21 protein-coding genes are annotated in these 21181 nt (G+C 52.5%); 11 read left to right on the top strand and 10 right to left on the bottom strand.

Annotation, left to right across the window (positions count from 1 at the left end; all coding sequences use genetic code 11):
• Positions 1 to 612 (bottom strand): L,D-transpeptidase, encoded by a 612-nt coding sequence (locus QFZ34_RS22425; protein ID WP_307285768.1) that lies wholly within the window; start codon positions 610 to 612, stop codon positions 1 to 3.
• 289 nt (positions 613 to 901) lie between these two features.
• On the opposite strand from QFZ34_RS22425, the gene QFZ34_RS22420 reads away from it, so the two are divergent.
• A complete protein-coding gene (locus tag QFZ34_RS22420; protein ID WP_307285764.1) occupies positions 902 to 2818 on the top strand; it encodes a L,D-transpeptidase family protein in 1917 nt (638 codons plus the stop codon).
• A 6-nt stretch (positions 2819 to 2824) separates the two neighbouring features.
• On the opposite strand, the gene QFZ34_RS22415 is transcribed toward QFZ34_RS22420, so the two are convergent.
• The 6 genes from QFZ34_RS22415 to QFZ34_RS22390 all read right to left on the bottom strand — a co-directional run bounded on the left by QFZ34_RS22415 (position 2825) and on the right by QFZ34_RS22390 (position 8373).
• Positions 2825 to 3565, bottom strand: coding sequence for a proteasome-type protease (locus QFZ34_RS22415; RefSeq protein WP_115052736.1), 741 nt, complete (start codon positions 3563 to 3565; stop codon positions 2825 to 2827).
• Between the two features lie 30 nt (positions 3566 to 3595).
• Entirely contained in the window at positions 3596 to 4393 is a 798-nt protein-coding gene (locus QFZ34_RS22410) for a transglutaminase family protein (RefSeq protein ID WP_115052737.1), read from the bottom strand.
• Between the two features lie 5 nt (positions 4394 to 4398).
• Complete coding sequence (locus QFZ34_RS22405) at positions 4399 to 5340, bottom strand: alpha-E domain-containing protein (RefSeq protein WP_307285758.1); 942 nt, start codon at positions 5338 to 5340, stop codon at positions 4399 to 4401.
• An 81-nt stretch (positions 5341 to 5421) separates the two neighbouring features.
• Positions 5422 to 6834, bottom strand: coding sequence for a circularly permuted type 2 ATP-grasp protein (locus tag QFZ34_RS22400; RefSeq protein WP_115052739.1), 1413 nt, complete (start codon positions 6832 to 6834; stop codon positions 5422 to 5424).
• Between the two features lie 230 nt (positions 6835 to 7064).
• Positions 7065 to 7574: a BA14K family protein gene (locus QFZ34_RS22395; RefSeq protein WP_115052740.1), complete on the bottom strand. Its 510-nt coding sequence runs from the start codon at positions 7572 to 7574 to the stop codon at positions 7065 to 7067.
• Between the two features lie 115 nt (positions 7575 to 7689).
• Positions 7690 to 8373: a phosphoglycolate phosphatase gene (locus QFZ34_RS22390; RefSeq protein ID WP_307285754.1), complete on the bottom strand. Its 684-nt coding sequence runs from the start codon at positions 8371 to 8373 to the stop codon at positions 7690 to 7692.
• 183 nt (positions 8374 to 8556) lie between these two features.
• Between QFZ34_RS22390 and rpiA the strand changes: the two genes are divergently transcribed.
• The 3 genes from rpiA (at position 8557) to gor (ending at position 11420) form a co-directional block, all read left to right on the top strand.
• Entirely contained in the window at positions 8557 to 9276 is a 720-nt protein-coding gene (gene rpiA / locus QFZ34_RS22385) for a ribose-5-phosphate isomerase RpiA (RefSeq protein WP_307285751.1), read from the top strand.
• 92 nt (positions 9277 to 9368) lie between these two features.
• Complete coding sequence (locus QFZ34_RS22380; RefSeq protein WP_115052742.1) at positions 9369 to 9914, top strand: DUF2059 domain-containing protein; 546 nt, start codon at positions 9369 to 9371, stop codon at positions 9912 to 9914.
• Between the two features lie 114 nt (positions 9915 to 10028).
• Positions 10029 to 11420, top strand: coding sequence for a glutathione-disulfide reductase (gor, locus tag QFZ34_RS22375; RefSeq protein WP_307285745.1), 1392 nt, complete (start codon positions 10029 to 10031; stop codon positions 11418 to 11420).
• Between the two features lie 12 nt (positions 11421 to 11432).
• Here the strand turns inward: gor and QFZ34_RS22370 are convergent, their stop codons facing one another.
• The 3 genes from QFZ34_RS22370 to QFZ34_RS22360 all read right to left on the bottom strand — a co-directional run bounded on the left by QFZ34_RS22370 (position 11433) and on the right by QFZ34_RS22360 (position 12959).
• Positions 11433 to 11750, bottom strand: coding sequence for a BrnA antitoxin family protein (locus QFZ34_RS22370; RefSeq protein ID WP_307285741.1), 318 nt, complete (start codon positions 11748 to 11750; stop codon positions 11433 to 11435).
• The gene (locus tag QFZ34_RS22365; protein WP_307285738.1) at positions 11734 to 11991 is read right to left on the bottom strand and encodes a BrnT family toxin; all 258 of its coding nucleotides are present in this window, start codon (positions 11989 to 11991) and stop codon (positions 11734 to 11736) included. Before QFZ34_RS22365 ends, QFZ34_RS22370 begins: the two co-directional genes overlap by 17 nt.
• Positions 11992 to 12077: 86 nt before the next feature.
• Positions 12078 to 12959 carry an alpha/beta hydrolase family protein gene (locus QFZ34_RS22360; protein ID WP_307285735.1) on the bottom strand — a complete coding sequence of 294 codons (882 nt, stop codon included), beginning with the start codon at positions 12957 to 12959 and terminating at the stop codon, positions 12078 to 12080.
• Positions 12960 to 13155: 196 nt separating this feature from the next.
• On the opposite strand from QFZ34_RS22360, the gene QFZ34_RS22355 reads away from it, so the two are divergent.
• The 7 genes from QFZ34_RS22355 to QFZ34_RS22325 all read left to right on the top strand — a co-directional run bounded on the left by QFZ34_RS22355 (position 13156) and on the right by QFZ34_RS22325 (position 21163).
• Positions 13156 to 14535: a class II 3-deoxy-7-phosphoheptulonate synthase gene (locus QFZ34_RS22355; RefSeq protein ID WP_115053270.1), complete on the top strand. Its 1380-nt coding sequence runs from the start codon at positions 13156 to 13158 to the stop codon at positions 14533 to 14535.
• 80 nt (positions 14536 to 14615) lie between these two features.
• Positions 14616 to 15047 (top strand): GFA family protein, encoded by a 432-nt coding sequence (locus QFZ34_RS22350; RefSeq protein WP_307285731.1) that lies wholly within the window; start codon positions 14616 to 14618, stop codon positions 15045 to 15047.
• Between the two features lie 96 nt (positions 15048 to 15143).
• Entirely contained in the window at positions 15144 to 16319 is a 1176-nt protein-coding gene (gene nhaA, locus QFZ34_RS22345) for a Na+/H+ antiporter NhaA (protein WP_307285728.1), read from the top strand.
• Positions 16320 to 16379: 60 nt separating this feature from the next.
• Complete coding sequence (locus tag QFZ34_RS22340) at positions 16380 to 16814, top strand: GFA family protein (RefSeq protein ID WP_307285724.1); 435 nt, start codon at positions 16380 to 16382, stop codon at positions 16812 to 16814.
• Between the two features lie 97 nt (positions 16815 to 16911).
• Positions 16912 to 17262 (top strand): diacylglycerol kinase, encoded by a 351-nt coding sequence (locus QFZ34_RS22335; protein ID WP_307285722.1) that lies wholly within the window; start codon positions 16912 to 16914, stop codon positions 17260 to 17262.
• Between the two features lie 52 nt (positions 17263 to 17314).
• Positions 17315 to 18988, top strand: a complete 1674-nt coding sequence (locus QFZ34_RS22330; protein WP_307285719.1) for an NAD+ synthase — start codon at positions 17315 to 17317, stop codon at positions 18986 to 18988.
• Positions 18989 to 19348: 360 nt separating this feature from the next.
• On the top strand, positions 19349 to 21163 hold the full coding sequence (locus QFZ34_RS22325) for an ABC transporter ATP-binding protein (protein ID WP_307285716.1): 1815 nt from the start codon (positions 19349 to 19351) through the stop codon (positions 21161 to 21163).
• Positions 21164 to 21181 lie beyond the last annotated feature (18 nt).

Below are 21181 nucleotides of genomic sequence, written 5' to 3'. Positions count from 1 at the left end.
CTACCGCAGAACGACGACACGCGTGCCGACACCGACATTGGCATAGAGATGTTTCACGTCATCATTCGCCATTCTTATGCAGCCCGATGACATGGCGTGACCAATCGTCCACGGCTGGTTGGTTCCGTGAATGCGATAGATTGTCGAACCAATATACAGGGCTCTTGCGCCGAGAGGATTGTTCGGCCCTCCGGGCATATAAGCGGGAAGGATGCGTCCCTTCTTCGCTTCGCGGGCGCGCATGCGCGCTGGCGGCGTCCAGCCCGGCCATTCGGCCTTGCGCGAAATTTTGTTGCTTCCACTCCAGGTGAAGCCGGTCTTGCCGACACCTATTCCATAAGCCAATGCGCGGCCTTCTGCTGTCACATGATAAAGTCGCCGTTCGCTGGTTCGTATGACTATGGTTCCGGCTGAATATTTGGAAGGAAAAGCAACACTTTTTCGTGCAATTGGCGAAAAATCAGATTTAAATTTTGTCGACTGAATTTGGTATCCGTTGTTTGGGTGTTTTCTTTTCCCAAGGTTACTATCCATTGATTTTGCTGTTGCGCCGAAGCAACTTAGACAAAAAACGCCAAGACATACTAAAAATACGCGATAAACTCCAATCATCGTATCCCCCAATTCGATGTTTCGACCGCTTGTACTGTGACATTATTGCATGTTTGGGAAAAGAATGCCTATGATCAACTCGTCGTGTAGTGAATCAAAATGAAATTCGATGTGAATCGCGTTAATCTTTGAGTCGGGGTGAGTGCCGAAAATGCGTCGCCTGAGAATTATCTGCCGGCGGCGGAGCATTGTTAAAACATTCTAAACAAGATGCGCCGAAACTGGAACGACACCAAATTGATAGCCCGCTTTTGACTGCGGGCGAGACTGTTCCAGCTGGGCGAGCACCATGACTTCTTTCTCAAAAAAACGAGCACTCTTTCTGGCCGCAATGTTGTCGGCAACGGCGAGTGCCGTGCCGCAAGCTTCGGCAGCCAATAATCTGATGGAGCTTCTGTTCCCCGGTCGCCGGGTTCAATCCCAGCCTGTCATGCCGCCAGAACCAAGGGTCAACGTAGACCAGAATTCTGCGCCCGCGTCACGCGCGCCAATCAAGCGTGTAACGGTCACTGCGCCCAAGAATTATGACTACAAAGCGGATGCGCTCGTTCAGATCGATTTGACGAAGATTGACCCGCAACTGACAGCTTCCGCACATGTCGGTACCGGTGTTGCGCCATCCATGGAGATGGACCAGTTCGGTTTGAAGATCGATCATCTTCGCGAAGCGCATGTGAAAGCGGAAAAGGACATTGCTGATGCAATTGTCGCTTATTATGCATCCGGTAAGAACCCGATATGGACTGTATCCTATGATGTTTCGCCGAAAGCCAAAGCCGTTATTGCATTGTTCGCAAAGGCTGCGGAAAGCGGGCTTGATCCTCAGGACTATGCCGTAAAAGTACCCGGAGATGATTATGAGCGGAGCGATATTCCTGCTCGATTGAAGGAGCTTGCCGAGTTCGAACTTTCACTGTCCGCCCGCGCCCTTCGTTATGCGATGGATCAGGGGGATGGTCGCATCAATCCTAATCGCCTGAGCGGATTTCACGATCTGAATACGGACAATGTAAAGCCGCGCACCGTTATCGATCAGCTTGCGTCGGCTGGCGATGCGAGCGCCGTCTTAGCGGGATTTGAACCGCAAAACAAATGGTACACCGAGCTTAAGCAGAATTTGCATGCCATTGCTGACACTGCTGGCCCTTCTATTCATATCGCGCCCGGCACATTGATCCGTCCTGGCGAAAGCAATGCCGAGTTGAAGAATGTGGTTGCTCTCATCAGGGCAAAAGCACCCAAGGATTATCTTCTTCAGCATGATGCGGTTCTGCAGGCGAATGAAACTGCTGAAACCTATGATGTAAGTCTTGTCGAGGCGGTTAAGGACTATCAAAAATCGCAGGGACGACAGGCGGATGGCGTTATTGGAAATGCCACGATAAAAACGCTTCAGGGCGAGAGCAGCGCGTCCAAGCGCGACCGGATTCTCTATTCGATGGAGCGTTTGCGTTGGATGCCTCGTGATTTTGGCAGTCGCTATGTCTTCATTAATCAGCCCGCATATCGCGCACAATATTTCAACGATAATGCTGAGAAATTGGCGATGAATGTTGTTGTCGGGTCTGCGAAGAACCAGACCTATTTCTTCAATGATACGATTGAAACGGTGGTTTTTAACCCGTCTTGGGGCGTGCCACGCTCCATCATTCTCAATGAGATGATGCCAAAAATCCTGAACAATCCATCCTATCTCGAAAATAGCGGCTATGAAGTCTACGACAAGTCCGGCCGGGTGGTTCCATCAAGTTCAGTCAATTGGGGGCAGGTTGCATCAAACGGCGGCGGCGTTGGCATCAGACAGAAGCCAAGCCTGGACAATGCTCTTGGTGAGTTGAAGATATTGTTCCCCAACAGCCATGACATCTACATGCATGACACGCCTGCAAAGTCATATTTTAAGAAGGATATGCGCGCTTTGAGCCATGGTTGCATCCGTTTGGAGCGTCCACGCGATATGGCAGCTGCAGTGCTTGAAATGCCTGTGGAGGAGTTGAACCAGTATTTCGGCAAAAACGAGCGTAATGTGAAGGTGAAATCACAGCTTCCGGTTTACGTCTCCTACTTCACAGCTTGGCCGGATGCGGCGACTGGGCAAATTCATTATTACGATGACGTCTATGAGCGCGACGCCTATCTTCAAAAGGCTATTCTCAGGACACAGGCCGTCCGTCAGGCTGACACCATTCAAACAGCAAATCTCTGAGCGAATTTAATCGCGCGATTTGATTTCAAAGGGCGGCAGGCTCTGGAACGCAAGTTTCAAAGCCTGCGACCAGCCTTCCGAGACGATCTCGTAATAGGGATCATTGCGCTCGATACGCTTCTCAAACCCGAGACGGAAACTGTCTGATTCGTAAAATTGCAGATCGAGCGGCAGTCCAACCGACAGATTCGATTTCAACGTAGAATCAAATGAAACCAGCAATAGCTTTGTCGCTTCCTCGAAAGTCATCGCAGGATCATAGGATCGCACGATGATCGGCTTACCATATTTATGTTCGCCAATTTGGAAGAATGGCGTGTCCTGCGTCGATTCAATAAAGTTTCCCTCAGGATAAATAAGGAAAAGCCGAGGGTCGCCGCCCTTTATCTGACCACCAAGAATAATCGAAGCTCCGAAGGAATCGGCCCTCTGACCGCCACTATCCACTTGGTGGATCACATCGCGAATCGTGTCTCCGACCAGCCTTGCTGTCTGAAACATCGAAGGCATCTCGTAAATTGAAGGCGAGCGTTCAGAGGGCGTTTTCGTCCGCTCGTTGAGAATGCTGATAACGGCCTGCGTGGTTGCTAGATTGCCGGCCGATAAAAGGGTAATTACCCGGTCGCCCGTTTTGGCCCAAGTGTACATTTTCTTGAATGTCGAAATGTTGTCGACGCCCGCATTGGTTCTTGTGTCAGACATAAACACAAGCCCACGGTCCAGTTTGAGCCCGACGCAATAAGTCATAGCGAATCCCAAGTTCGAAATATAAAGCGATTACTGCTCTACATTGACCTCGACGGCAAGTGATTCAATTGATGGTCCAAAGCGTATTCCGGAAACAGGCGCTGCTTCCCGATAATCTAGCCCGCAGGCAATGCGGACATAGGTCTCGTTCGGACAAAGGTCGTTAGCGGCGTCGAAGCCTACCCATCCCAGCCCATCTATATGTGCTTCCGCCCAAGCATGGCTGGCGGTCTGTTCAATCGTATTGTTCATCATAAGATAGCCGGAGACATAGCGGGCAGGTATACCCAAAAGTCTGGCGGCTGACAAAAATACATGGGTATGATCCTGGCAGACACCGGTCCCAAGTCGAAGCGCCTCTTCGGCGGTTGTGTTGATGGTGGTTGAGTTGGGCGTATAAACCAGCTTGCGGTTCAACGCTCCCATCAACTCATGCAATATTTCCAGCCTGTCCGATTTTGCCGGCAATCCCGCTGCCAGATCCTTGATCGCCTCACCAGCCGCCGTCAGTTCGGTTTCGCGCTCATAGAGCCAGGTCGGCATGAAATTATAGACCTTGCCGAGAACGCCGCTCCTGTCTTCTGTTTCAACATGTCCTGCGGCGCGGATCACGAGTTCTTCGGTTCCCCGGTCAACACTGATCAACATGGTCCGGTTGCCATAGCCGTCGCGGTAATTTGCTTCCTGGGTTGCGCCGTCCACGGTTACTGTCCAGTCGATGACTTTCTGACCCGGAGAGCTTTGCGGATGAAGGCGCAACCGCTGAATGGCATAGTGAACGGGCGCATCGTAGCGGTAGTGGGAATTATGCTGGATGTTCAGAAGCATGGGTTTCAATCAAAATTGTAGGCTTTGGCAATTTTACTGCTCAAGCCAGTTGTTTGATAGATGAGATCGCTCAGGAATTCATGCAATCCATTGTCGAAGATCGTGCGGATATCATTGTTCTCAAGGCGCGTCATGATGCCCTCTGCCATATCGTGGCATTCGTGCCGGGCACCATAATCAATCGCCAGATGTTTAAGATTGTCGACGATATTGGAATAGCAGAAATTCAGCGAACGGGGCATTCGTGAATTAAGGATCAGATAATCAGCAATATTCACAGGGCTATATTCGATATCATAGACCCAGCGATAGGAGCGATGGGCGGAAACCGACCGCAAAATGGACTCCCACTGAAAATTGTCCAGCGTTGTACCGACATAGGAAATCGATGGCAGAAGCACATAATATTTTACGTCGAGAATTCGCGCTGTATTGTCGGCCCGCTCAATAAAGGTGCCTATCCGAGCGAAATTGAAAATCTCGTTGCGCAGCATCGTGCCATGAAAAGCGCCGCGAATGATTGCTGTTTCACGTTTGATCTGGTCGAGAACGCGTGGCAAGTCTGTTTCGGGAACTGCTGAGGCCAAGGTGGACTTCAACACCATCCAGGTTTCATTGACGCTTTCCCAGGCTTCGCGGGTCAAAGCGGTACGCACCATGCGCGCATTTGAGCGGGCTGTTTCGACGCAGGACATGACACTTGAGGGATTGCTCGGATCACGCAGGAGAAAATCCGAAACGAGGCTGGCGTTATATTCCTTGTACTTGTTGTCGTAACCGATCTTCACACCGGCGCTCATCAATACGGATGACCATTCTTCGGGTGCATCGGATGTTTTGGTCAGCGCCATGCGCAACCCGGCATCGATCAACCGAGCCATGTTTTCTGCCCGCTCTATATAGCGAAACATCCAGTAAAGACCGTTTGCGGTGCGCCCAAGTAGCATTTTCTAATAAAATCCCTCTTTTATTCATCGGGGGCCTTATGGGTGACCCTTATTTCCGCAATTATCGGCAGTCGATTGAACCTAATCGTCCAACACCCATGTGTCCTTTGTGCCGCCTCCCTGACTTGAGTTGACCACCAGCGAGCCTTCCTTCAACGCCACGCGTGTCAACCCACCGGGTGTGATGCGGATACGGTCCGAAACGAGCACGAAAGGCCGCAAATCCACGTGGCGTGGCGCGAGACCTTTTTCCGTCATGATCGGTGTGGTCGATAGCGCCAATGTTGGCTGGGCGATGTAATTTTTGGGGTTGGCCTTCAATTTGAGTGCAAAATCCTCGCACTCTTTTTTGGAGGCAGCCGGTCCGACCAGCATTCCATAGCCGCCGGAACCATGCACTTCCTTGACCACAAGTTCGCTGAGATTTTCGAGGACATATTTCAGCGTGTCCGGTTCGGAACAACGATGAGTCGGGACGTTTTCCAGTATTGCCTTTCGCCCGGTGTAGAATTCGACGATTTCCGGCATGTAGGAATAAAGCGCCTTGTCGTCAGCAATCCCGGTTCCCGGCGCATTGGCTATGGTGATGTTGCCTGACCGATACACATCCATGATACCGGCAACGCCAAGCGCCGAGTCGCGGCGGAAGGTGAGGGGGTCGAGATAGGAATCATCCACGCGGCGATACAATACGTCGATGGCGCGGTTGCCTTCGGTCGTGCGCATGACGACCTTGCCATTTTCGACCTTCAGGTCGCCGCCCTCGACCAGTTCCACACCCATTTGATCGGCCAGGAACGCGTGTTCGAAATAGGCGGAATTATAGATGCCGGGTGTCAGAACCGCGATTGTCGGTGTGCCGTTGCATCCGGGCGGCGCGACAGCAGCAAGGGATTGCCGCAGCATTTTCGGATAGGTCTCTACCGGACGAACCTTGATCTGCTGAAACAGTTCCGGAAAGAGCTGCATCATTGTTTCGCGATTTTCCAGCATGTATGACACGCCGGAAGGGGTTCGCGCGTTGTCTTCAAGCACATAGAACTGGTTTTCGGCCGTGCGGACGATATCGACGCCAATAATATGGGTATAGACATTGCCCGGCGGGCGGAATCCGACCATTTCCGGCAGATAAGCATCATTATGTGTAAACAATTCGCGGGGTATGCGCCCGGCGCGGATGATTTCCTGACGGTGATAAATGTCATCAAGAAAGGCATTAAGAGCCATCACGCGCTGTTCGATACCTTGGGAAAGGCGTCGCCATTCATTGCCTGTTATAATGCGCGGGATAATGTCGAAAGGAATAAGCCGCTCGGCAGCCTCTTCGTCGCCATAGACGGCGAAAGTAATACCGGTTTTACGAAAAACATTCTCAGCGTCGAGTGCTTTTTGCGCCAGTCGGCCTGGATTTTGCGTATCGAGCCAGCTTTTCAGCTGGTCATATGGCGGACGGACCTCGTCGCCGGTCTTGATCATCTCGTCAAATGGCTTCACTCAAATCCCCTTTTATACAACTGACATTCAAGCGCGTTCGGGGAAAAATGCAAGCACATTCCTCCGTTAACATCCGCCACGGATAAGAGGGGCTAAAAACTAGGCAGCTATGATATCTTATGGGCAAGAGCAAAAAGCCTTCGTCTAATATGAAGGCATTTCATTGATGTCGGCTAACTAGAAATGGGCCCGGCTGTGATAGCCGGGCCAAAGAATCGAGTCACACCACCTTAATAGGGTGAGTTGCACTGGCGGCGCGGACCGTAATTGGGCTGATATGTGTTGTCTGACGCACGATATGAACGATATCGGTCATAGCACCATTGAGTATGCGAACGGACGCCACGATATGCCGGGCGATTAACAGTGCTGCCAACAATCACGCCCGTGCCAAAGGCGGCCAGCGGGAACCATGCGCCGTCATAATAACGATATCCCGGACGATGATGACGCCAACCGCGATGGCCGCGCCAATATCTGTCGCCTCTCCAGCCGCGATCTCCTCGCCAGCCACGATCGCCGCGCCAATGCCTGTCGCCGCGCCAGCGATCGCCACGGCTCATATATTGTTGATGCTTGTTGTAAAAAATGGTTCTGCGATCACGCACGGTTTGCACATTCGCATTGCTGGTTTCGATAGCCACAGGCGCAAGCGGTGCGGAAATTGCCGGAACGGCACCCGCCGATAGCATACCGACAGACATGGCCATTGCTGTCAGAATTGAAGTGAGCTTTTTCATCGTTCCTCCAGAGTTTCCCGAAGTATCAAACACTTCGTTCTAATGACGAACCAATTTTGTCGGCATCATTCTACAACAGAAACGCACATCACGATGCTTTGTTCCTTCCTCTGGCCTATGCGTTCACGGCAGCAATCAAATTCCCGGCCATCTCGACGCTCAACTCGCGATAATGTGAAATGACGCGGCTGGGATCGTAAGTCGCAACCGGCATATCGGAATAGCCGAAATCGACTGCGATCACCGGAATTCCGGCTGCTTTGGCTGTGTTGATGTCCGTATGACTGTCACCCACCATCACGGCTCTGTCGACGTCTCCGCCTGCCAGCCGGATTGTCTCAATGAGATGCCGTGGATCTGGTTTTCTGAAGGCAAATGTATCACCACCGGTAATGGCGGCGAAACGGGATGTCTCTCCAAGGTGGCCCAGCAGCGATACGGCCAAACCTTCAAACTTATTCGTGCAAATAGCAAGGAGGTAACCGGCATTGGCAAGCTCGTCCATTGCCTGTGCAACGCCTTCATAAAGCGCGGAGTGTCCTGGCATATTTGCACTATAATGCTCGATAAAAAGACCGAGAAGCCAGTCGAGTTGTTCCGGGCTCAAGAGTTTTTGCTGTGCCTCAAAAGCACGCTCGATCATGACGCGGCCGCCCTGGCCGACATAGCGGCGCAGCGCCACCGGGTCGACTTTTTGCATTCCTGCTGCATTCAGACAATGATTGAGACTGTCGAGAAGATCAGGAGCTGTATCTACCAGCGTTCCATCAAGGTCGAATACTATAATGGGTTGAGACATCTTATTCCTGCAATCGCTTTGTGGGTGTCAAACCGGCCAAAATCAAAAGGCCAGCGGTCTGATTCAAACATTCGCATCCCTTTTCGATCACCACTGGTCTTGACCCTTTTGACTGACGTGTTAGGGAGCCCAATGTCAATGCAAAAAGATGGCATGTCAAAGCTGCAAGAGGACGCATCACCCATGGATCCGAGAACACTGAAGATCGAAGCTGCCGCTGCGGCATTGACCTACGTCGAGGATGGCATGCGTCTTGGTATTGGCACGGGATCGACGGCAGAAGAGTTTGTTCGCCTTTTGGCAAAGAAAGTCGAGGAGGGAATATCTGTCATTGGCGTGCCCACCTCGGAACGGACAGCAGCGCTTTGCCGCGAGCTTTCTGTGCCCTTGTTAACGCTTGAAGAAACGCCGCAGCTTGACCTTACCATTGATGGTGCCGACGAGATTGATGCACAGCTCAACCTTATCAAAGGTGGCGGAGGGGCGCTGCTGCGTGAAAAGATCGTTGCCGCAGCTTCAAGCCGGATGATCGTAATTGCCGATGCTTCAAAGTTCGTCGATGTGCTCGGCGCTTTTCCGTTGCCCATCGAAATCAATCGCTTCGGACTGGCCGCGACAAAGCTGGCGATCGAGCGGGTGGCTGCGGGGTTGGGTCTGTCGGGCGCCCTTACATTAAGGGTGACGGGAGGCGATGCATTTGTTACAGAGCCATTTGTAACGGACGGTGGACATTTGATCCTGGATGCATCTTTTGGCCGCATTCCGGATACAAGAGCGTTGTCCAATGCTTTGCATGCCATTCCCGGCGTTGTGGAGCATGGATTGTTTCTGAATCTGGCGCATACAGCCATATTGGCCGGTGCTGACGGTATTCAAACATTGCAGCGTGCCCCATCTGTCTAGGCGCGCAGTAATATTAGAATTGGTTGTTTCATCTGCAAGCTTGGAGATGTTTCGGGTGAGACGCGTACAACGAAAAACGGAGCGATAAATTCATGAACCGAGCAACTGGCTTTCGCCGCTTGATTGCACCCTTGTCCATCGCAATCATGCTGGGCGGTGTTTATTCTGCACAAGCGCAGGAGATCACTCCATCACATCTGGCTGCTGCACGCGCCGCTGTTACGGCTATCAAGACCACCGATCAATTCGATACAATTTTGCCAATGGTTGCCCAGCAGCTGAAGTCGGAGCTGATCCAGAAAGACCCGAACCTGGAATCGATCATCAGCACCACTGTCGATGAACAGGCTCTGGTTTTGGCTTCGCGTCGCGGTGATCTCGAAAACGAAGCAGCCCGTGCATATGCTGTTTCTTTCACTGAAGAAGACCTGAATGCCATCACTGGTTTTTACAATTCTCCAGCTGGAAAAAAGCTCCTTTCGGAAGGCCCGATTGTTACGCGTGAAGTTCTGAAGGCCGCCGGCATCTGGCAGCGCGGTATAGCCCGCGATCTGGCTCAGGCTGTTGCCGAAAAGGTTGTTGCAGCAGCGGCGGCAACATCGCCTGCTCCCGCAGCACCGGAAGCCCCCAAGCCGTGAGCTAACTCTACGGTAACTTGATTTCAAAGCCCGGTTCAAGCCGGGCTTTGTGCTTTTAAATCGTTTGGATAAGTCCCATATAGTTGCTCAGGCAAAGATTCGGAGTGCTCCCCCATGACATCATATGACTACGACCTTTTTGTTATCGGGGGAGGGTCCGGGGGTGTTCGCGCTGGCAGGCTTGCGGGCGCAATGGGCAAAAAGGTCGGCCTTGCCGAAGAGTTTCGCATGGGCGGAACTTGTGTCATACGCGGCTGCGTTCCCAAAAAACTGTTTGTTTATGCCTCGCAGTTTCCAGAGCATTTTGAAGCAGCCGCTGGTTATGGCTGGACGGTTGGACCTGTCAGCTTTGACTGGGCCACGCTGGTTGCCAACAAGGATCGTGAGATTGCGCGGCTGGAAGGGCTGTATCGCAAGGGGCTGGATAATTCGCATGTCGAGATATTTGACAGCCGAGCAGTGCTGATCGACGCTCACACAATTGAAATCCTCAAAACCGGTAAGCGCATTACGGCTGATCAGATATTGATCGCTGTTGGTGGGCACCCAAACCCGCATGCCGCATTGCCGGGCTACGAGTTTTGCATAAGCTCCAACGAGGCATTTCATCTGGAACAGCTGCCGAAGGCCATTATAATCGCCGGTGGGGGTTATATAGCTGTCGAGTTTGCAAATATCTTCCACGGCCTGGGTGTCGACGTCACCCTTGTCTATCGTGGCAAGGAGATACTTTCGCGGTTCGACCATGATCTGCGGCATCTTTTGCACGAGGCGATGGAAGCCAAAGGCATAAAAATCCGCTGCGGCGAAATATTGAAAGAGGTCAAGCGTAATACTGACGGTCGCCTCGACGTGCATTTATCGTCAGATGACGAACTTGTTGCAGATCAGGTCATGTTGGCAATTGGGCGTGTGCCGAACACAAAAATGCTCGGTCTGGAGCAGGTCGGCGTCGAAGTTGATGAGATTGGCGCCATTAAGGTTGACGACTATTCACGCACGACTGTTGGAAATATCTGGGCGGTTGGCGATGTAACAAATCGCGTACAGCTAACCCCTGTGGCCATTCACGAAGCCATGTGTTTTCTTGAAACGGCATTCAAGGATAATCCCACCAAGCCTGACCACAATGATATCGCGACGGCGGTGTTTTCGCAGCCCGAGATCGGTACGGTGGGTCTCTCGGAAGAGGAAGCCGCCAAGAAGTTCGACGAGGTTGAAGTCTACAGGGCCTTGTTCCGCCCGATGCGCAATACGCTCTCCGGGTCAACAGAAAGGATGCTGACCAAGCTCATTGTCGATGCGGCGAGCCGCAAAGTGGTGGGTGCCCATATCCTTGGGCCGGATGCTGGCGAAATGGCGCAGCTTTTGGGCATTCCGATCAAAGCGGGCTGCACCAAAGACGATTTTGACCGGACAATGGCGGTTCACCCGACCGCTTCGGAGGAGCTTGTTACAATGTACAAGCCTAGCTATCGCCTTATTAAAGGCGAACGCGTCGACTGAATTTGATGGAAATTAAACTTTTGCTTGCCGGAGCACTTCGTTAATCCTGGACTGCCAGCCCTTCCCGGTCGCTTTGAACTTGGCAATCACGTCAGGATCAAGACGTATCGTTACCGGCTGTTTGGTCGTGGCAGAAAGCGGGCGGCCACGTTTGGCGATTTCCTCATCGATTTTTTTCGCCAATTCAGGGAAAACTTCGCGAAATGGGCGCGCATTCTTCAGTTCTTCCTCCGTCCACTCAGGATTATCTGGATCATTTGCAATGCCAGCCTGAATTTTTGCCTCTTCCTCGTCGCTAAGGGGGCTCACACGCCTATTGGGAATGTTCATATATTCTCCTCTCCAATCGACTTGCCAGACGCATTGATATTATCGATATCGCTTCGGTACCGAGAGCCACAAAAACAACTGCGATGATCTGGCCATAGAATAGGCCCGTCGCTTTTAGCCGGTGATGATTTGCCGATACAACCTGTGCTTCAGCAAGGAATTCTATGTCCAGGTCGGCAAAGTCGAGCTCATGCTTCAACAGGTTTTTTAAACGCTTCGGTTCGTCCCAAATGATTATCATATATTGTACGTACAATAAATAAGAGAAATCAAAATAATGGAACGATAGTAAGGAATATTGTCTCCGTTTAAAGCACCACCTTGGTCTTATGCTGCACGAGCGCCGACGCGTTTTATGGCGTTTGTGGGCAGCGTCCCGTTCAGCAACCAGCCCATCACGTCTGGCCAGAGAGTTTCAGCGCGGGTTTTGCGGAAATAACCAAGATGGCCGATCTGATCGGCGCGGTTTTCCGGTGATAACCAAAGCTCGTGAACATCTGCATTCACCAGCCTTTCGAGGAATAATCGAACAGCCCTTGGCGTTCCCCAAGGGTCGTCATTTATGCCAATGCCCAGAACCGGTATCTCCACTGCTGAAAAATGCCGTGCTTCAGGAACTTTTGGGTCTTCGAATAAGAAGTTCCGATTGCGGCACCAACGCGCCCAGTCACGGAAAATGCTGCCGGGAAGGGCTTCGCCTATTCCGCTCCATTTGGGCAATCGTCCAAGCGGATATGTGAGCGGCACGCCCAGGAGGTTCATTCTGGCAAAGACGGCAATGGGCTCGGCAGTGTTGCGATAGTAACCCGACAGCGAGGCGAGGGTGGTATATCGCTCAAAATCAACTGAACGGTTGCATAGGCCGAGCGCGACCCCGCCAAAGGAATGGCCAATACCGACAATTGGTTTGTTACCGGATGCTTTTTTAAGCTCGTCCAGCGCCGCAGGCATGTCCAGAACTGCCCAATCCTTCATGTGGAGGCGGGGCTTCCAGCCTTTGGGAACTTGTGATTTCGCTACTCCGCGATAATCGTAAGTGAGTACGTGAGAAGCGCCGAGCTCGAGCAATCTGTTGGCAAAATGCCGATAAAAACTGTCAGGAACCGCGGCAGCAGAAGAGATCAGAACCGCTGGCTTTTGCCCCGGCCCGCTGAACACAGTGCCGCGCAAGGGAAACCCATCTTCAGCCTTAAAAGCAATCTCCTGCATCGCAGCCTCCCACACTTACTTTTACGTTAAGGTAATATAGATGGGCACTTCTCACAATGACCAAAAGAGATGAGCGGGGTAATTGTTAACGGGACTGGTATCACAGGCGTAATTGGACTATATGAGCGCCTTCCGGCATGACCGGAAAAATTCAAACAAACGCTACCAAAGTGGAAAGCAAGTAACAGGTGCAATAATGACCAAGAACTGGACACCGACTTCCTGGAGAGGCAAACCGATCAAGCAGGTGCCTTTTTATCCGGACGCTCAGGCTCTGAGCGATGTCGAGGCCCGTCTTCGGACATATCCACCGCTGGTTTTTGCAGGTGAGGCACGCAAGCTGAAGAAGCAGCTCGCCGCTGTCTCGCGTGGTGAAAGCTTCCTGCTGCAGGGTGGTGATTGCGCCGAAAGCTTCGCCGAACACGGCGCCGACAATATTCGCGACTTTTTCCGCGTGTTCCTGCAAATGGCAGTTGTTCTGACCTTCGGTGCCTCACAGCCCATCGTCAAGGTTGGCCGTATTGCGGGCCAGTTCGCCAAGCCGCGTTCCTCGGACACGGAAACCAAGAATGGTATTGAACTGCCAATCTATCGCGGTGATATCATCAATGGCACCGAGTTCACCGAGCAATCGCGTATTCCGGATCCTGCACGCCAGGAAATGGCATACCGTCAGTCTGCGGCAACGCTCAATCTTTTGCGTGCCTTCGCGCAAGGCGGCTATGCCAATCTGGAGAACGTCAACCAGTGGATGCTTGGCTTCGTGGCCGACAGTCCGCAAGGCGAGCGCTATGGCATGCTTGCACGCCGCATCGCCGATACGGTCGATTTCATGCGTGCTGTTGGCATCACTGCTGAAACAAATGCGCAACTGCGTGAAACGGACTTCTACACCAGCCATGAAGCGCTGCTGCTTGGCTATGAAGAGGCTTTGACCCGCGTCGATTCTACTTCGGGCGACTGGTATGGCACGTCCGGTCACATGATCTGGATCGGTGATCGTACCCGTCAGGCTGATCACGCGCATATTGAATACTGCCGTGGCATCAAGAACCCGCTTGGCCTCAAGTGCGGACCAAGCTTGGAGCCCGACGATCTTTTGCGTCTGATTGATCTGCTCAATCCTGCAAACGAGGCTGGTCGCCTGACATTGATTGCCCGCTTCGGTCACGACAAGGTTGGAGATCATTTGCCAAAGCTGATCCGTGCCGTGCAAAAGGAAGGCCGCAATGTTGTCTGGTCCTGTGATCCGATGCATGGCAATACCATCACTGCCAATGGCTACAAGACACGTCCATTCGACCGCATCCTTAAGGAGGTTGAGGGCTTTTTTGCAGTTCATCATGCCGAGGGAACATATCCAGGCGGCATCCACATTGAGATGACAGGCAATAATGTGACGGAGTGCACGGGTGGTGCGCGCGCTATATCTGCGGAAGATTTGCAGGATCGCTACCACACCCATTGTGATCCGCGCCTTAATGCCGATCAGGCTTTGGAGCTTGCTTTTCTGGTTGCCGAGCTTCTCAAGAAGGAACGTGACAGCCAGCCACAGAAAATGGCTGCAAACGGCTGATCAAACTAACTTAAAATTTAATGGCGGCCTACGTGGCCGCCATTATTGTTTTAGGGGTAAGGTACAGCGCAGGAGGTGTCATGGACAAGAATATCAACGAAATCGATGGCGCCTGCCATTGCGGCACTGTTCGGTTCCATGTGCGACTGAAGAATGGCTTGCACAGTGCTCGCAGATGCACCTGCTCCTATTGTCGGATGCGTGGTGCGGTTGCCGTGAGCGCCAATATTAGTGACATCACAATATTGCAAGGCGAAGACGCGCTGACACTTTATCAATTCAATACGAATACAGCCAAGCATTATTTCTGTTCAAAATGCGGGATCTATACGCATCATCAGCGCCGCTCAAATCCACAGGAATACGGCGTTAATGCTGCATGTCTTGAGGGTATCAGCCCCTTTGATTTTGAAGAAATGCCTGTAAATGACGGCACCAGTCATCCTTCCGACAGGGGAAAGGATGCAAGTTCGGAACTAGCCGGAATTTTGAGGTTCTATCCGCGACAGTGACGTCCTTATAAACGCAGAAAACTCTATTCTCACAATCATGTCATTACAAACCACTTTGGGGTGGAGTTTTCTTACTTCGAATACTATCAAAGCGGTATGAACACGAAAACGCCCCGCCGAGTCCGTCTGTCAGCATCCTTCCGTTCATTCATGGCAAGCGAGGCCGCTGGCGGCATCATTCTCATGGTGGTTGCTGCGCTGGCGTTGATCATCGCCAATTCTCCGCTCAGTCAGACATATTTTGATTTGCTTCATTGGTATGTTGGCGGATTAAGCGTCCTGCATTGGGTAAATGACGCGCTGATGGCAGTGTTTTTCCTGCTGGTCGGCCTTGAGATCAAACGTGAGATGATCAGCGGACAATTGTCAAACTGGTCGCGGCGAGCACTTCCCGGCTTTGCTGCCGTTGGCGGGATGGTCGTTCCAGCTCTGATTTTCGTTGCCTTCAATGAAGGCGATACCATCCGGGGCTGGGCTATACCATCGGCCACAGACATTGCTTTCTCGCTCGGCGTGCTTTCGCTGCTCGGGTCACGCGTTCCAATGTCGTTGAAAGTATTTCTGACGGCGCTTGCCATTATCGATGATCTGGGTGCGGTCATCATTATCGCGCTGTTCTATTCGCAAGGCTTGAACATACCGGCCCTCTCCGGTGTCGCCGTCGTTTTTGCACTCCTTATGGCGATAAATTTCATGGGCATGGTCAGGCTCTGGGCCTATGTCGTGCTTGGTGTAATTCTCTGGATACTGGTTTTCAAATCCGGCATTCATGCGACGATTGCAGGTGTGCTTCTTGCTTTGACTATCCCCATGAAAGGGGAAAAGGGCGAGGCGGATTCGCCGCTTCTCAAGCTTGAGCATGCCATCCAGCCATGGGTCGCTTTTGCAATTGTGCCGATATTCGGATTTGCCAACGCAGGTGTTTCGTTCAGCGGCGTCTCGCTCTCCAATCTGGCCGATCCGGTGCCGCTTGGTGTTGCAGCCGGCCTGTTTGTAGGCAAACAGCTTGGCGTGTTTTCCTTTGCATGGCTTGCCATCAAAATGCGGCTGGCTGAGCGTCCCGCCGGCGCAAATTGGATGCAAATGTATGGCGTCTCTACCCTTTGCGGCATTGGCTTTACGATGAGCCTGTTTATCGGGTTGCTCGCTTATGCCAATTCGCCCTTGCTTCAGGATGAAACGAAGCTCGGCGTTCTGCTTGGCTCTTTGCTGTCGGCTCTGCTTGGTGCGCTCCTGCTGGTGCTGTCGTCAAAACGATCAGCCAAGGCGTGAATGTAAAAGCAGGCGGGCTTGCGCACGGCTATTCTCCAGTCCTGCAAGGAGGACCATTTGATGACGGAATTGCATAAAGGCTCGTGCCTTTGCGGAAAAGTGCACTTTGAAACGCGGGGTCCTCTTCGTGGCATAGTCTACTGCCATTGCTCGCAATGCCGTAAACAGTCCGGCCATCATTACGCAGCGACGAACGTGCAGGATGACTGCATTAATATATCCGGAAAAGAAAATATCAGTTGGTATGCCGCCAGTGAGTTTGCCCGGCGCGGCTTCTGCAAATATTGCGGCTCTGTCCTGTTCTGGAAGCACAATGAGCTTGACTACATCTCAGTTATGGCTGGAGCCTTCGATAGTCCCACAAGTCTTGAGGGTGAAGTCCATATTTTCGTTGCTGACAAAGGCGATTACTACGAAATTGCCGATGGCCTGCCGCAGTACGAAAAAAGCAGCAGCGGTGTTGTAGTGGCCCGCCAAAGCATTGATGCGGGTTGACGAATCGCCACATTGCGCTTGTCACGTTATTCGGCGATCTGGAATATTTCCGCGATTCCGTTTAACTGAAATTCTCTAGAATATTCAGGGGCAGGGCATGCACCGGCTTGTTATGGCATTTATCAATTCTATGCGGGCACTCAAGCATCTTGCCGCGCACGAAAAGGCAGTGCAACAGGAACTCGTCCTGTTTTTCCTGTCCATTCCCATTGCCGCTTTTATAGCCCCCTCTGTACTCGTTTTCCTGCTTCTAACCGGCTCGTTGCTCTTTCTGATTATGGTGGAAGTTTTAAACACGGGCATTGAGGCGGCTTGCGATGCAGTTTCGCGCGACTTTCACAAGGAAATCCAGATCGCTAAAGATTGCGGTTCGCTCGCGGTGCTGATCTCGGTTATCCTTGTTGCCATCGTCTGGCTCTATTTGCTCTGGCACGTATCTTTCCTGTGATACGCTTCATGGCAACATTGTTTTTCCATCAACGAAACGATATATGTTCATAATGAGCAAAAATCCTGATATCCTCCGTATCGCCATTGCCCAACTCAATCCGGTTCTGGGTGACATCAGGGGCAATCTTGCCAAAGCGCGCGAAGCCAGAGCCGATGCTGCGCGGCAGGGCGCTGATCTTGTGCTGTTTACGGAACTGTTCATTTCCGGCTACCCGCCAGAGGATCTGGTGCTGAAAAAGGCCTTTATCGCGGCTTGCGAGAAGGCAGTTCAGGATTTTGCCGAGGATACCGGTGATGGAGGTCCAGGTGTCATTATTGGTGTGCCGCTGCGGCGCGAAACAGGTCTGCACAATTCTGTCATGGTTCTGGATGGCGGCAAGGTTATTGCCGAGCGTTTCAAAGTTGATCTGCCAAACTATGGCGAATTCGATGAGAAGCGTGTGTTCCAGCCGGGGCCGATGCCGGGTCCCGTCAATTTCAGGGGCATCCGCATCGGCATACCGATTTGTGAAGATATATGGGGCGAGCTGGGCGTTTGCGAAACGCTGGCCGAAAGCGGCGCGGAAATACTTTGCGTGCCGAATGGCTCTCCCTACTATCGCGGTAAGGTCGATGTGCGCCATCAGGTGGCATTGCGTCAGGTCATTGAAACCGGACTGCCGCTGATTTTTGCGAACCAGCTTGGCGGGCAGGATGATTTGATTTTTGACGGCGCTTCATTTGCCTTCAATGCCGACAAGAATCTCGCGTTCCAAATGTCGCAATTTGAGGAACAGCTGATTGTCACCACATGGCGTCGTGGCAAAGATGGCTGGAGCTGTGGCGAAGGCCCGATGTCACGTATCCCGGAGGGGGAGGAGGCAAACTACCGCGCCTGCATGCTCGGCCTGCGCGATTACGTCAACAAGAATGGCTTCAAGGACGTGGTGCTGGGACTTTCCGGCGGTATCGATTCAGCGATCTGCGCCGCTCTGGCCGTTGATGCGCTGGGTGAAGAGCGGCTTCGCGCTGTTATGATGCCCTACACCTACACATCCAAGGATTCGCTGAAAGACGCCGAGGATTGCGCAAGATTGCTCGGTTGCCGCTATGACATAGTGCCGATCTTCGAGCCGGTGGAAGGTTTTCTCAGGGCGTTGGGGCCGACATTCGAAGGTACCAAGGAAGGAATTACTGAAGAAAATCTGCAAAGCCGCGCCCGCGGTACAATCTTGATGGCTATTTCCAATAAGTTTGGCTCCATGGTTGTGACGACCGGCAACAAGTCAGAAATGTCCGTCGGTTATGCCACGCTTTATGGCGACATGAATGGCGGCTATAATCCCATTAAAGATCTGTACAAAATGCAGGTCTATTCCATGTCCGAATGGCGCAACAAGAATGTGCCTGCCGGTGGTCTTGGCCCCTCAGGAGAAGTGATCCCCGTCAATATCATCAGCAAGGCGCCCTCGGCGGAGCTGCGCGAAAACCAGACGGACCAGGATTCTTTGCCGCCTTACCCGGTTCTCGATGACATCCTCGAATGCCTGGTCGAAAACGAGATGGGGGTGGATGAAATCGTTGCGCGCGGGCACGAGCGGGCCACGGTCGAGCGTATCGAACATCTGCTCTACATTGCCGAATATAAGCGTCGCCAGTCGGCTCCGGGTGTGAAGGTCACGAAGAAAAATTTCGGTCGTGACCGCCGTTATCCGATCACCAACAGGTTCCGTGACAGGCAGTAAGCGAACTGTTGCAATCTGGCCGCACCAGCCAATCAAAGCCATTTGCCCAAAAAATAGGCGCTTGGCGACGCAAAGCGATTCATCTATAAGCCAATCTCCGGCAATTTCGACCGGGAGGTTTAAGAATGGCAGCTTTCATCATGTCCCCACGGGGCGGCGCCAGTTTCTGATATGTGACGGCGAAAAGCCTTCTGGCTTTTCTATTGGCTTCACAAGTCAAGAACTCATCGCCGACATTGGCCTTGTCCGTATTCGGTCAAGTCGCCAGACCACAATGCCGTACTGATTCACTTTCCTACTCGCGGCATCTTTCTTCTACAATTCCTATTGAGGCCGGTGCTTATGTACCGGACAATTGTCATGGCTTTTTTTCGACTCGCCATCCGGGGCGGAGCTTTCCGCAGCGTTCTCGGATTCACCTGGAAACATTGGCAGGCACAACCTTTGCGCCTGTCGCTAACGCTTGTCGCAGTGTTGCTGTCGACATTGGCCGATGTGTTGACCCCGCTTTATTCGGGGCGGCTCGTTGACGCCATCGTCAAAGGCAGTCCGCAGGACGAACTGGCATGGAATGCTGCAATAGCAGCCTTTTCAACGCTGATTGCCCTGTCGTTCGGGGCGATTGTCTTGCGGCACATCATTTTCTTGACGGTGGTCAAGCTGACATTGAAAATGATGTCCGATATTGCTGCAAATGCCTTCTACCGTATCCAGCGTTTCTCGACCGACTGGCATGCCAATAGCTTTGCCGGCTCTACGGTTCGCAAGGTCACGCGGGGCATGTGGGCGCTTGATCTGTTGAACGATACGCTGTTGTTGGCGCTGTTTCCGTCCATCATCATGCTTATCGGCTCGACAGTGCTTATGGCCTGGTATTGGCCTGTCATGGGCATCATTGTCGGTCTTGGTTCACTGCTGTTCGTTGTCGTTACAGTGCTGATGTCACTTGGCTTTGTTGCTCCAATGGCAAGTCTTGCCAATCGTTGGGACACAAAGCTTGGCGGTGCATTGGCCGATGCGGTTAGCTGCAATATGGTTGTCAAAGGCTTTGGTGCTGAGGCGCGCGAAGATGCACGTCTTGCCAAGGTCGTGGCGAAGTGGCGTGACCGTACGGCGCGTACCTGGCGGCGCGGAACGATCAACGGCACAACACAGGGCTCGATGCTTCTTGTATTGAGAGCTTCAATGATTGGCTCCGCCTTGCTTCTATGGTCCAAAGGCCATGCAAGTGCGGGTGACATTACCTTCGTGCTCACCTCGTTCTTCATCTTGCAGGGCTATTTGCGCGAAGTTGGCATGGACATTCGCAATTTGCAGCGTTCTGTCAATGACATGGAAGAGCTGGTTGATATTCAGAGTCAACCACTGGGCATTGATGATCGACCCGGCGCAAAGCCGATACAGATCACCAATGGCAAGATCGAGTTCGACAATGTGACGTTCCATTATGGCGCGCACAGACTGCCGCTCTATGACCGGTTTTCGGTAACGATCCGGGCAGGCGAGCGGGTTGGTCTGGTCGGGCATTCGGGCTCGGGCAAATCCACATTCGTCAAGCTGATCCAGCGTCTGCATGATGTGCAGTCCGGTCAGATCCGCATTGACGGTCAGGACATTGCCGATGTCAGACAGGCGTCGTTACGCCAGCAAATTGCCATCGTGCAGCAGGAGCCGATCCTGTTTCACCGGACGCTGGCGGAAAACATTGCCTATGCAAGGCCGGGAGCAACGCAGGCCGAGGTGGAGGAAGCTGCGCGACAGGCAAGTGCGCATGAGTTCATCACCAATCTGCCGAAAGGCTACAGCACGCTCGTTGGCGAGCGCGGTGTGAAGCTTTCCGGTGGTGAGCGCCAGCGTGTTGCCATTGCCCGTGCATTCCTCGCGGATGCACCGGTTCTTATTCTGGACGAGGCTACTTCCAGTCTCGATTCAGAATCGGAAATGCTGATCCAGCAGGCAATGGAACGGCTGATGCTTGGCCGGACGACTTTAGTGATCGCTCACCGTCTGTCGACCGTGCGCTCTCTCGACCGGCTTCTGGTTTTCGACCATGGCCGCATCGCAGAAGAGGGTAACCATGAAGCGCTGATCGGGCTCAAGGGCGGTATCTATCGCGGTCTGTTCGAATTGCAGGCGATGGAACTGACCAAGGGCCTCATGCTTCAGGACAGCTAACAATATGGGCCGCGTGAA

The sequence above is a fragment of the Phyllobacterium ifriqiyense genome, from assembly GCF_030817885.1.
In the GTDB taxonomy this organism is placed as follows: domain Bacteria; phylum Pseudomonadota; class Alphaproteobacteria; order Rhizobiales; family Rhizobiaceae; genus Phyllobacterium; species Phyllobacterium ifriqiyense.
Note: the sequence above shows the minus strand (reverse complement) of the source record. Positions and strands in the feature narration are given on the sequence as shown.

Coding starts and splice junctions, on each gene's coding strand:
- QFZ34_RS22425 (WP_307285768.1), bottom strand. CDS start 612: ATGATTGGAGTTTATCGCGTATTTTTAGTATGTCTTGGCGTTTTTTGT.
- QFZ34_RS22420 (WP_307285764.1), top strand. CDS start 902: ATGACTTCTTTCTCAAAAAAACGAGCACTCTTTCTGGCCGCAATGTTG.
- QFZ34_RS22415 (WP_115052736.1), bottom strand. CDS start 3,565: ATGACTTATTGCGTCGGGCTCAAACTGGACCGTGGGCTTGTGTTTATG.
- QFZ34_RS22410 (WP_115052737.1), bottom strand. CDS start 4,393: ATGCTTCTGAACATCCAGCATAATTCCCACTACCGCTACGATGCGCCC.
- QFZ34_RS22405 (WP_307285758.1), bottom strand. CDS start 5,340: ATGCTACTTGGGCGCACCGCAAACGGTCTTTACTGGATGTTTCGCTAT.
- QFZ34_RS22395 (WP_115052740.1), bottom strand. CDS start 7,574: ATGAAAAAGCTCACTTCAATTCTGACAGCAATGGCCATGTCTGTCGGT.
- QFZ34_RS22390 (WP_307285754.1), bottom strand. CDS start 8,373: ATGTCTCAACCCATTATAGTATTCGACCTTGATGGAACGCTGGTAGAT.
- rpiA (WP_307285751.1), top strand. CDS start 8,557: ATGGATCCGAGAACACTGAAGATCGAAGCTGCCGCTGCGGCATTGACC.
- QFZ34_RS22380 (WP_115052742.1), top strand. CDS start 9,369: ATGAACCGAGCAACTGGCTTTCGCCGCTTGATTGCACCCTTGTCCATC.
- gor (WP_307285745.1), top strand. CDS start 10,029: ATGACATCATATGACTACGACCTTTTTGTTATCGGGGGAGGGTCCGGG.
- QFZ34_RS22370 (WP_307285741.1), bottom strand. CDS start 11,750: ATGAACATTCCCAATAGGCGTGTGAGCCCCCTTAGCGACGAGGAAGAG.
- QFZ34_RS22365 (WP_307285738.1), bottom strand. CDS start 11,991: ATGATAATCATTTGGGACGAACCGAAGCGTTTAAAAAACCTGTTGAAG.
- QFZ34_RS22360 (WP_307285735.1), bottom strand. CDS start 12,959: ATGCAGGAGATTGCTTTTAAGGCTGAAGATGGGTTTCCCTTGCGCGGC.
- QFZ34_RS22355 (WP_115053270.1), top strand. CDS start 13,156: ATGACCAAGAACTGGACACCGACTTCCTGGAGAGGCAAACCGATCAAG.
- QFZ34_RS22350 (WP_307285731.1), top strand. CDS start 14,616: ATGGACAAGAATATCAACGAAATCGATGGCGCCTGCCATTGCGGCACT.
- nhaA (WP_307285728.1), top strand. CDS start 15,144: ATGAACACGAAAACGCCCCGCCGAGTCCGTCTGTCAGCATCCTTCCGT.
- QFZ34_RS22340 (WP_307285724.1), top strand. CDS start 16,380: ATGACGGAATTGCATAAAGGCTCGTGCCTTTGCGGAAAAGTGCACTTT.
- QFZ34_RS22335 (WP_307285722.1), top strand. CDS start 16,912: ATGCACCGGCTTGTTATGGCATTTATCAATTCTATGCGGGCACTCAAG.
- QFZ34_RS22330 (WP_307285719.1), top strand. CDS start 17,315: ATGAGCAAAAATCCTGATATCCTCCGTATCGCCATTGCCCAACTCAAT.
- QFZ34_RS22325 (WP_307285716.1), top strand. CDS start 19,349: ATGGCTTTTTTTCGACTCGCCATCCGGGGCGGAGCTTTCCGCAGCGTT.